Here is an 11,399-nt window from a genome sequence, read left to right on the forward strand (position 1 = left end):
TAATTATATTGCGTTCAATCCTATTGCTTCTTACGCGCTACAAATGCACCATTTTGAAATGCCAATAACACTGTTTCAAACATTTTATCTTCTTCAATCATTTTTATAAACTCAGCTAATTCACTCGCATGAGAAGTAGCATTATCGACAACAAGAAGACCTTGTGGTTGTAAAATGCGTTTTATATGTTCAAGCCACCACATGTATTGCGTACGTTCTGAATCTAGGAAAATAAAATCAAATGAATGATCTAGTTGTGAATCTAAAAATGCCCCTGCTTCTTGATTGTGAACATCAATCCTTTGCAACAAGTTTGCCTTTTCAAAATTGACAAGTGCCTCTCCAACTCGTTCTGAAGAAAGCTCCACAGTTGTTACATTTCCATTTGTTTCTTCTACCGCATTAGCTAACCACAATGTAGAATAACCATTAGAAGTTCCAATTTCTAAAATGTTTATTGCGCTACACCCTTTTACTAAAATTGATAAAAATTGCCCCATCTCACGAGAAATATTCCGTAATTTTTCTTCCCGTGTTTTTTTATTTCGATCATGCTCTTCTCCATATTGTTCAAGTTGAAATAATAATGAATTTAATGTATCCATTTTTTCATCGCCTTTCTAAAGCAATATGATGAAAAAGCTCTTGTTGCTCGTCTACTTTCATTATATGCGAAACAAAAACCTTTTTCTCGTTATATGACAAAGATTTATAATTTTTTATAGCATATTGTTTCGTTTTTTGGTAAAGTTAATTTCTACGTGCAATTATTCCATTCATACTATTTTTAATTCAATTGCAGTTGTTAAATCATATAAACCCCATTTAAATGAATCGGTATTTCAAATTCAATTAAGCGCCCTTTCCGGACGCATTTTCTTTGTTTATATATTTCTAGAAGAAAGGATGCTTACAAATGAACGTGATTAGCTTAGATGCTGCTCGAAAACGAAAGCAGCACAAAAAATTAATGATTACTATACCGATTATTACACGTATTTATGAAGAAGACGGGGAAATTAAATTTGAGGTAGCTGGCGAAAAAGATGTACCTCTTGAAATGTTAGAAAAATAATAAAAAGACGCACTTCTAAAGAAATGCGTCTTTTTTATACTATTCTATTTAAGTGCATAAGTTTTTCAGGATTAACCATCATATAAATATTTGAGATTTTCTCATTCTCAAATGTGAATGAAAGTACATAAGTCACTTTGTTTTTCACTTTAACAATAACACCTGGGGCACCATTTACTATCTTATAATCAACATTGTACGCTGATGGGAACTTACTTCTAATTCCAGAGAATAAACGAATAATTCTATCTGCAGAATAGATTGGATAAATCGCAGTTGTAACTTTACCACCACCATCTGCTTTCAATATCGCATCTGTTTTTAATACTTCTAACATACCTTGCGCATCACCACATTGTAGTGATGATACAAACTTTTCAACATAATCAGCCATTTTCTTCGTACTTAATGTTGATTGCTTCGGCTTATCCAATATACTATTTCGTGCCCGTTGAAAGATCTTTCTACAGTTCACACTACTCTTATCAACAATTGAAGCTATTTCTTCGTATTCATAACTGAAAACCTCTCTTAATATGAAAACAATCCTTTCTACCTCAGACAGTTGTTGTAAAAGTAATAAATATGCTGTGGAAAGGGATTCTTTCATAACAAATGACTCTGATGGCTCATTACTTTCTTCTACAAGTGGCTCTGGTAACCACATCCCTACGTACACGTTACGTTTATGCGCTGCCGAACGTAATTTATCAATTGAACGATTTGTCGCCATCTTACACAAATATGCTTTCATATTTTCTATAGACTGAAGATCCTCTATATTATTTAACGAGATAAATACATCCTGAACGATATCCTCAGCATCCATAACACTCCCAAGGATTCTATATGCTAACGAAAATAATAATGGTTGATACGCTTCATATAATTGCTCCGTTTCCATGATGAACTCCCTCACTTTCTAATTGCTTTAAAATGTGTAACGCTGCACGTTTTCCACTTGCTACTGCAGCATCAGCTAATATTTCATCATGCCCAGTCCAATCACCTGCAACGTAAACACCTGGCATTTCAGGGATATTAGGACCTGATTTTTCAACTCGGTTTATATGAGGAAAATCATATACTACTGTTATTTCCGGTAAATATTGTTGCGCAACAACTTCTCTTTTCCAATTTGGATGTAGCAAATCCATTGTACTTTCTAACTGTTCTTTATCTTCATGAGTATGTTTCATCTCTAGTACAGGATTATGGTACTTAATTAAACTCACTGCAATTGATCCATCATCACTTAATTTAGCTGCTCTTGATTGATTCGTGAAAAATATAGGCTGATCTAACCCTAACGCAAATTGATGTGTCGGATTAGGTAATCGTCTCAAACCAATATCTAATGCAGCAACAGTAACCGGTACCGATTGTTCACTCCATCTATACAAACTTGTTCCTTCCACACCTTTAATTATGTTACAAGCTTCTTTCGGTGGAGTCGTCACAATGACTGTACCTACTTCAAATACCTCATCATCAAAACAATATATTCTTTGTTTATCTTCGTAATGCTCTATTTCCAAAACATGCTTTTTATCCAAAAATTGCACCCCGGCATGATTCGCAATGTCTCTTAATTTTGTTATTATCGTCTCCCAGCCACCATCTACATAAAATACCCCATCTTTTATCGAAAGCTGTATTTGCTTTAGTACAGATGATGCTAATTGTATTGTAGGAGCAAACGTATATGTTGTTGTTCGGCATAGCGCATAAAATATATTGCGAACCATTGGATCTTTATTTCATTTTCTGCCCATGTAGTTAGGCTCACTTTTTGAACTTTTCTTACATCTAAATTCCCTAAACGAATCATAAGACGTGAGAATTGTACTTTTGCAGACCACGAAAGTAGTGGTGTTGATAAAATTGAACGGAAATCTGTTGGTATGGTGAAAATATCCCCTTTCCATATTCCATGTGCTTTTGTAGATGGAATTCCACCCGGTAGATTCATACCGAGCTCATTAAAAGTTAAAAATGCGGCTCCTCCTCTATATAAGGCGTGTGCACCAAGATTCATACAGATCCCATTTTTATTAATAGTCATCCCTCGACCACCAAAGCGATTGGACTTTTCTAAAACAATCACTTTTCTTCCAGCTTTCGCTAAATATATAGACGCTGTTAATCCAGCAAGGCCACCACCAACAATTGCTACATCAAATTTCTTCATAATAAAATCCCTCCTTATCGTTCTACATACAAGACGAACGATTAAGGAGGGATGTGACATGAAAATATATTTTTACTCATCTATTTTATTACATTATTTTTTTATTCGGTCATATTGCATACGAAATAACTCAATTGCAAATGGTATATCCTCTTCACTCTTTATATAATAACTGATCCATCCTGATTCAGGTAATACGTGATGTGGTTTGACCAATCCTTGGTTTACTAATTCATCCCGCTTTAACTTTGGAAATGGTAAATCGACTAACTTATCTCCATGCAGATGACCAAGTTCTTTCTTACCGTAATTTATTTCAATGCCGCCAAATCGATGCGGTTTTTCAGAAACACCCGCCCAGCTGAGCACTTCATTTCTAATCATTTCACTAAATGACATGAACCTTCACCCCTTATTAATGATTGATGTAATATTAAATTAACACGTTCTTTACTTTTTTCCATCAATCCAAAGTATGAATGGATATACGAATATAGTTTCATCTCAACACCTTTATTTTTTACATAATTAAAATAATTTCAAAGGGGATTTATTCTATTATATAGAATTACTATTAAAAATAATTTTAAGGGACGGATTTATATGAGCGAGGTATTATTACAAAAGGCAAATTATCTACAATCTAATGAATTAAAACTCTTGAAAAAAGCTATATATTTTGCAGAGCAAGCACATGATGGACAATACCGTCAAACTGGAGAACCATATATTATTCATCCTTTCGCAATTACAGAAATACTGCTAAATTATAAAGCTGACATTACAACATTGATTGCTGCCTTATTACACGATGTTGTAGAAGATACCGAATATTCTCTAGAAGAAATCGAATCACATTTTGGTGCGACTATTCGATATATTGTAAATGGATTAACAAAAGGAAAAAAACAACAAGATCAAAACAAAGTATTATACGAAGCAATTAACTTTAAAAAATTACTATTATCCTCTCAACATGATATACGTGTTGGCATTATTAAAGTTATAGATCGCCTTCATAATATAAAAACTTTGAATGTTAAAAAACCCGCGAAACAAGTAGCATATGCGAATGAAACATTAACACTTTTTGCGCCACTTGCAAAGCGACTTGGATTATATACAATCCAGTATGAATTAGAAAATCTTGCTTTTCAATATTTACATAAAGAAAGATATAGCAAGGTACTTAAATTCTTAACGGGATATGTTCCACATCTTCAAAAAAATATAACTGATTTAAGAAGAGCAATTCATTCTTTTTATGATACTAACCTTTCATTTGAAATAAACTATGAGTTCCCTCCGATTTATACTACTTACTCACAATTACAAGAAATACAAAACGTATCAGAGGTTTCACAAATTTGTATTACAACTACAAGGTACTAGATTGCTATAAAATTCTTGGAATGATACATCAATTATACAATCCAACTATAAACTATTTCGAAGACAATATGGCACTTGAAAACAGCCATTTTAATAGCAATTTAAAAACTAAAATCAATATGAATGATACTGAACAAACAATTATCATTCAAACAAAACTTGCAAAAAGATTAAAAAATAATGGTATTTTTTCTTTATTGAATAATGAAACTATGGATATTCAATCCATATCTTATAAAATAATGAATGATACAATTGTGCATAACAATTTATTAACTACAGATCCAATTGCGTTCCACAATCTAGTATCGTACGAACTATTTGAAAATACCATAACGGCTTATACTTCAGATTTACAACCTATTTATTTACCAGATGGTGCTACAATTATTGATTTTACTTTCTCTGCATTTCCAAAAATTGCACATAACATGAAAAATGCAAAAGTAAACGGTATACCTGTTCCACTTAAAACAAAGGTATCCCATTTTGACGTCATAGAAATCTACTTTGATTTAAAACAAAACTTGGTATTAGATTGGCTCAATTATGCCAATACCGCTAAAGCACAATTAATTATTCAGCAAAAACTATCATAAAAAATAGACCAATGCTTCTTATAAAAAGTATTGGTCTGTTTTTTATGATACGAAATACACCCCATATTCTTTATGAAATAAGCAAATTTAATAAGATACCAACAACTGCACACAACCAACAATAGACACATATCCTAATTTTGTAACCTTACTTACTAATAGAAAGGCAGGTAATACAATTGAGTTCCAATATCGACTACACTTCCCCCTCAATTAATTTCACTTATGATTTAAATAAAAGTAATTTTTTTCAAAAAGATGCTCAAAACTATATAAACGTACTTGGCGAGAAACAATTAAATACGTTAGAAAACACTTCTTTATTAGATATCTATTTAAGTACAGGAAATGTTGTAGAGCCGCACATACATCAAAATGCAGCTGAACTTGTTTACTGCATTTCAGGCTCTGCAGTTGTTTCTTTACTTAATCCTTTTACAAATCAAATATTAAACTTACCAATAAAACCGGGGCAAGTTGCCAACATTCCACAAGCTTGGTGGCATTATGAAATTGCTACAGCAGATAACACTCATTTATTAGCAATCTTCGACGCACCAACACCAGAAGTTATTTTTGGTTCTGACATGTTAAGATTAACTCCCACTAATATAATGGCCCATACTTACTGTCTCGATGAGCAACAATGGAAACAAGCGGTATCCTCTATTCAATCCACTACAGTAATCGGTCCTCCAGCAAATTGTAATCAGAACCGCGGAACGATACCCCCTGCAACTCATCCTCCTAATCCACAACAAAATTTATATTACCAAGATTCATATTATTTTCCTCTTTACTGGGGATATTAATTTATATTATGAAAGGACAATTATTTATCTCCTCGGAAAATACGTAGGAGATTTTTTTATTATATACCCATTCCTATTTATTATCGTAACAATTAATAGAATAGCTACATATAATAGTTATATATTTAATTGGAGGTGATAGTACTATGAGTAATTATAACTATCGAAAAAACTACTCTCATAATAAAAATAGTAGTTCATCAACATCCTCTCAGTCTTCGAATTCTCAATCTTCCAATTCCCAATCACAAAGAGACTTAGCCAATCAAGGCTATGTAAAGAAAAAAGGATGTAACTGTAATAAAAACAAATAGTTGATTACTAATTTGTACAATAACATTTTAACACTCACGATAAATAAATTACTTCCCTTTTATTTAAAAGATGAATTCTGTTTTTAATAGAATTCATCTTTTTTATTTATAGATAATTTTTCAAATCATATAACTTATTCCATAAACAATAGATTATAAATCATTAATTTTGATTTTTTTAACAAAGAGTACTTTCTCAATTGATTTATCACCTATCTTTCCATAAAATATAGCCCACCCTAATAAAATTAGGATGGGCTATATACAAACGCCAATTCAAATTTCAAACAGGCGTTGTAACAAACTAGACGATATTTATACCTGCACTTACAAATCCAGCTACTGCAGCTATTGGACTTGCTGCTGTTAATGAAACGTATAGTAGTATTTTATCTCCTGCAGCTACTGGGATAGCTTCAGGTATAATACCTGATGCTGTAGAACCAATTGCGATTGCAGCAAATGCTGGTGTTAATAATAGAGGTGCACCCTGTACTGTAAACGTATTACTTGCTGCAGGTGCAGTTAATATTTGTATCTGCACTTGAACAGGTGATAATGGAGATAATGCAGCTGTTGCACTAAAGAAACCTGCTAATGACGTAATAACACCTGCGCGTGGTGCTACAAATGCATAATCACCTACACCTAACGCTAATGTGATACTAGTTCCACCTGTTAAAGCTATACCAGGCTGACTAAATCCAAATCCAAGAAGAGTTCCTGTATTTGCTACTAATGCGTTAACTAACGCAGCTGGTGTTGTACCCGAAGCGAATGGAATAATAGCTCCGCCACCAGTTGCTCCAGTTGCTCCAGTTAGGCCTGTTGCTCCTGTCGGGCCTGTTGCTCCTGCTAGACCTGTTGCTCCTGTCGGGCCTGTTGCTCCTGTTAGACCTGTTGCTCCTGCTAGACCTGTTGCTCCCGTTGGGCCTGTTGCTCCTGTTAAACCTGTTGCACCACCAGTACCTGCTGGACCCGTCGCTCCTGTTGGACCTGTCGCTCCTGTTGGACCTGTCGCTCCTGTTGGACCTGTTGCTCCTCCTCCTGGACCCGTTGGACCTGTTGGACCTGTTGCTCCTCCTCCTGGACCTGTTGGACCTGTTGCTCCTCCTCCTGGAGTAGCACCAATTAGTTGAACTAATAAGTTTAATAGAAGTTGTAAGCTTGCAGGATCAAGAATTAAAGAGAAGAAGAATGGTGCAAGAGCACTGAAGAATTGTTGTAATAAAGAAAGTAATTGACTTAGATTTGGATTAGGGGATTGAAGTAAGTTAATAATACTTTGAATTAATTGTTTTAAGAAATTTCCTTCTGGAGAAGGTGCTAATTCATTTAGCAAGTTCAATAGCTGAGTAAACAAATTGAGTAAAGCTAATCTGTTTGCATCACTTGGATTTGCAAAAAACGCTGCAATAGCCGCAATTAAAGAGTTTAGTAAAGTTATTAATCTTCCTAATTGTTCGCTAGTAATTGGAACTGTTTGTGGATTGTTACAACAATCTGGTGTGAAAACAATCGGATTATTGCAGTTGTTATGACCAAAACAATCATTATGTTTCATTTATTTCCTCCTTACCTTTCTTTTATTTGAGTATTTTCCTATTATAAGAACTATAAAATTGTGCATAGATTTAATTCACTTAAAATAGGAAACATGAATAATAATTAAACTTTAAAACGTTATTTAATTATGTTCATGACTCACATATTAATTATATGTTTTTAATAATTGACTGCTTAGATTAAACACCTAAACTTAAAAGTTTATTTTATTTTTCCACGTTTATCTCTTAGGTTTAAAAGCACATTTTAATTTAAATATTAAAACTAAGCATTAGCATATAACCAATAACTTACAAATAATAAGTAATAACACCACCTTTTCAAATAAATAACAATAATATCTTTACTTAAATTATGTTCCTTCTATTATCATAAAGCCGTTTCTATTATCAAAAACTCTCATACAATATAGTGGACAAGTTATTGTATACTTCGTTCCAAAAAACAATATAGGGAGTGAGAATTAATTGCCAATTATTCAACCATTTATGGCATCTAGAAGATTTACATCTACATTAGGAGCTGGTACAGGAACAGGTGCAGCTTTTGCAATTGCTGCTACAGCTTGTTTAAACGATGCTGGCACTACTGCAACTGCTTTTCCGACTTTTACGTATTACAACTTATATGTAAACGGCATTCTTCAACCTAGTGTGAACTCCAGTGTTACTACTGGACCTACTGGTGCTATTACAATTCCTGGCGGAGATGCATTAGACGGTGGAATTCCAATTACAATCGAATTTATCGTCACTTAGTTTTAACTATTTTAATGTAGAGCAAAAAGACAGATCCTTCTTATTTAAGAATCTGTCTTTTTTAATTAATAATGATAAATTGTAAAATAATTGAAGAACCTTGTGATGGTGGTTGATTATCTAATAAAGTTAGCTGGCCAGTACTAACCTGATATAATGGCTGTGGTTGAAGTATTCCATTAATAAACAAATTAATGTACGAAACCTCATCAGGAGATAATATGTGAGTTGTACCATATTGAGCTAGCCCATCTGAATCTGTATATGTAAGTTTTTCTCCATCTGAAAAAGTGTAAAATAATAAATTAGTTGTTGTTATGGGGCCAATAACGCCAGTTGGACCTGTTGTTCCTGTTACTCCCGTTGATCCTGTTACTCCTGTTGCCCCTGTTACTCCTGTTGCCCCTGTTGCCCCTGTTGCTCCCGTTGCTCCTGTTGTCCCTGTTACTCCTGTTGCTCCTGTTGTCCCTGTTACTCCTGTTGCTCCCGTTGTTCCTGTTGATCCTGTTGTTCCCGTTGTTCCCGTTGCTCCCGTTGACCCTGTTGCTCCCGTTGTTCCCGTTGTTCCTGTTGTTCCTGTTGCTCCCGTTGTTCCCATTGCTCCTGTTGCTCCCGTTGACCCTGTTGTTCCTGTTGTTCCCGTTGTTCCTGTTGTTCCTGTTGCTCCTTTTGTTCCTGTTGCTCCTGTTGCTCCTGTTGTTCCTGTTGCTCCCGTTGACCCTGTTGTTCCTGTTGTTCCCGTTGTTCCTGTTGCTCCTGTTGCTCCTGTTGTTCCTGTTGCTCCTGTTGCTCCTGTTGCTCCTGTTGTTCCTGTTGTTCCTGTTGCTCCCGTTGCTCCTGTTGACCCTGTTGCTCCCGTTGTTCCCGCTGATCCTGTTGCTCCCGTTGACCCTGTTGATCCTGTTGCTCCCGTTGTTCCCGTTGCTCCTGTTGCTCCCGTTACTCCTGTTGCTCCCGTTACTCCTGTTGCTCCTGTTGCTCCCGTTGTTCCCGTTGCTCCTGTTGCTCCCGTTACTCCTGTTGCTCCTGTTGCTCCCGTTGTTCCCGTTGCTCCCGTTGACCCTGTTGCTCCCGTTGACCCTGTTGATCCTGTTGCTCCCGTTGCTCCCGTTGGAATATAAATTGGCGGAAGAACCGGAAAAGTAGGTCCAATATTTTCTGGTCTTACCATACCTTTATTCAAAGATAATTTTTCATCGCTGTTCAATTTTCTACCTCATTTCACATTTTGTTTACTAATTAACAAAATAAAACCTCTATCATTTTAGAAAAATTCCATAACTACTTTTTCATACTCAAATGATTTTACATAAAGTAAACTTTTTACCGTTACTATAACTAGTAGTATTAATATAACAAAATGATAGTTCCATTCCAAAATACTAAATCGCTACTATTAAACTCTTCGACTCCACTTTCCGGATCTATCTTTTCACCCGCAATATCAACTTCAAATTATAATAATAATTTAATAATTAATTTAACTGCTGGTAATACAATTTCACTTCAACTATTCGGCGTATTATCCATAGTTAATTTAGTTGGAGGTGGTTCAACAGGTGCCTCTTTAACAATTATACGAATCGATTAAAAAATGATTCATTCTTTTTATAATAATCATTCTTAAATGCTAAAATAGTAACTACTAGGTCATTCCTTTAGTTTATATTTTAATAACTTCACGTAAGTGATTATGCAATAAGAAATACTTTGTACTATATTCATAGTACAAAGTATCTATACTAAATTTTCCGTATATACATTATCAATTTACACTCCTCACTGCTAATGTTACATTGAACATGAAGATAGTTTCTCAAATGCGAACCATCTCAAAACATATTTGAGAAACATACTCCAATCCTATACGCGAGAGCAACACTATGTTGACACTCAAATGAGTGTCTTTTTTTGTGGATTATAAAAAATAAAAACCATCTCTTATAGATGGTTTCATCATTACGCCTTTCTTTGTTTTTCAAGGTAGCTGTAAATTTATGAAGTTGAATAATAAATAGTCATATTTAACCGGGTTTGCGTTCTTCCAAAATTACGATAGGAATGCGGTCTATCCGCCTTAAAGCGAATTGAATCCCCGCTATTTAATTTATACTGACAATCATTTATTTCAAGTGTCAATTCCCCTTCAAACACCGTTATAAATTCTTCAGTCCCTTCTTTATGACCTTCCGAATTTAACTTTCCTTCTGTTTCAATTTCAACCGTATAGATTTCAAAGTTCCTATCATCTTGGAAAGGAAAAGAAGGATACACTTTATATCTTCCATTGTCTTCTGATAATACTTGAACATCATTTCGTAAAACAACTTTCGTATCCGGTTGCGGATTATTGATTAAAGAAGTAAAAGACACTTTCAACCCATTAGCTATTTTCCATATCGTTGTTAATGTTGGACTTGACTCTCCACGTTCAATTTGTCCAATCATCGTTTTACTCACACCTGTTAATTGGGAAACCTTTTCTAAACTTAATTTTTCTTTTTCTCGAATTGTTTTTAAATTTTTCGCCAGAATAAGTTGAATTTCTTCCATAAGAAACACTCCTACACTATATACAATATAACGACCGTTATGTACAATAAAAAGCACACGTTAATAGAAATAGGTAAGACTTTGAGGTTATCTCCATCTTTTCCCCTTCTCCACACCGTACGTGAGACTTTCACCTCAT

The 11,399-nt window shown here is 34.5% G+C and carries 9 protein-coding genes and 3 pseudogenes; 5 read left to right on the forward strand and 7 right to left on the reverse strand.

Features of this window, described 5'->3' with window-relative positions; all coding sequences use genetic code 11:
• Positions 1-20 precede the first annotated feature (20 nt).
• Positions 21-605, reverse strand: a complete 585-nt coding sequence (locus PDQ33_RS18680; protein ID WP_000380326.1) for an O-methyltransferase — start codon at positions 603-605, stop codon at positions 21-23.
• 311 nt (positions 606-916) lie between these two features.
• Here PDQ33_RS18680 and PDQ33_RS18685 point away from each other — a divergent pair, with 311 nt between their 5' ends.
• On the forward strand, positions 917-1,075 hold the full coding sequence (locus PDQ33_RS18685; protein WP_001100984.1) for a hypothetical protein: 159 nt from the start codon (positions 917-919) through the stop codon (positions 1,073-1,075).
• A 34-nt stretch (positions 1,076-1,109) separates the two neighbouring features.
• On the opposite strand, the gene PDQ33_RS18690 is transcribed toward PDQ33_RS18685, so the two are convergent.
• The 3 genes and pseudogenes from PDQ33_RS18690 to PDQ33_RS18700 form a co-directional block, all read right to left on the reverse strand.
• On the reverse strand, positions 1,110-1,979 hold the full coding sequence (locus tag PDQ33_RS18690; protein ID WP_000447136.1) for an RNA polymerase sigma-70 factor: 870 nt from the start codon (positions 1,977-1,979) through the stop codon (positions 1,110-1,112).
• Positions 1,957-3,266, reverse strand: a pseudogene (locus tag PDQ33_RS18695) (phytoene desaturase family protein). Before PDQ33_RS18695 ends, PDQ33_RS18690 begins: the two are co-directional and overlap by 23 nt.
• 93 nt (positions 3,267-3,359) lie before the next feature.
• Positions 3,360-3,665 (reverse strand): luciferase domain-containing protein, encoded by a 306-nt coding sequence (locus PDQ33_RS18700; RefSeq protein ID WP_000010324.1) that lies wholly within the window; start codon positions 3,663-3,665, stop codon positions 3,360-3,362.
• Positions 3,666-3,869: 204 nt separating this feature from the next.
• Between PDQ33_RS18700 and PDQ33_RS18705 the strand changes: the two are divergent.
• Together PDQ33_RS18705 and PDQ33_RS18710 are read left to right on the forward strand one after the other, a co-directional pair.
• Positions 3,870-5,257: pseudogene (locus tag PDQ33_RS18705) on the forward strand (HD domain-containing protein).
• Positions 5,258-5,436: 179 nt separating this feature from the next.
• The gene (locus PDQ33_RS18710) at positions 5,437-6,069 is read left to right on the forward strand and encodes a cupin domain-containing protein (protein ID WP_061130271.1); all 633 of its coding nucleotides are present in this window, start codon (positions 5,437-5,439) and stop codon (positions 6,067-6,069) included.
• Positions 6,070-6,687: 618 nt separating this feature from the next.
• Here the strand turns inward: PDQ33_RS18710 and PDQ33_RS18715 are convergent.
• A complete protein-coding gene (locus tag PDQ33_RS18715) occupies positions 6,688-7,947 on the reverse strand; it encodes an exosporium glycoprotein BclB-related protein (RefSeq protein ID WP_270756421.1) in 1,260 nt (419 codons plus the stop codon).
• A 469-nt stretch (positions 7,948-8,416) separates the two neighbouring features.
• Here PDQ33_RS18715 and PDQ33_RS18720 point away from each other — a divergent pair, with 469 nt between their 5' ends.
• Positions 8,417-8,707, forward strand: a complete 291-nt coding sequence (locus tag PDQ33_RS18720) for a DUF4183 domain-containing protein (protein WP_001121647.1) — start codon at positions 8,417-8,419, stop codon at positions 8,705-8,707.
• 61 nt (positions 8,708-8,768) lie between these two features.
• Here the strand turns inward: PDQ33_RS18720 and PDQ33_RS18725 are convergent, their stop codons facing one another.
• The gene (locus PDQ33_RS18725) at positions 8,769-9,914 is read right to left on the reverse strand and encodes a DUF4183 domain-containing protein (RefSeq protein ID WP_270756419.1); all 1,146 of its coding nucleotides are present in this window, start codon (positions 9,912-9,914) and stop codon (positions 8,769-8,771) included.
• A 183-nt stretch (positions 9,915-10,097) separates the two neighbouring features.
• Here PDQ33_RS18725 and PDQ33_RS18730 point away from each other — a divergent pair.
• Positions 10,098-10,298 (forward strand): annotated as a pseudogene (locus tag PDQ33_RS18730) (BclA C-terminal domain-containing protein); the annotation flags it as partial.
• A gap of 404 nt (positions 10,299-10,702) precedes the next feature.
• Here the strand turns inward: PDQ33_RS18730 and PDQ33_RS18735 are convergent.
• Positions 10,703-11,317: a helix-turn-helix domain-containing protein gene (locus tag PDQ33_RS18735; protein WP_270756417.1), complete on the reverse strand. Its 615-nt coding sequence runs from the start codon at positions 11,315-11,317 to the stop codon at positions 10,703-10,705.
• Between the last annotated feature and the right edge of the window lie 82 nt (positions 11,318-11,399).

Source organism: Bacillus cereus group sp. Bc031 (genome assembly GCF_027716265.1).
GTDB lineage: Bacteria > Bacillota > Bacilli > Bacillales > Bacillaceae_G > Bacillus_A > Bacillus_A paranthracis.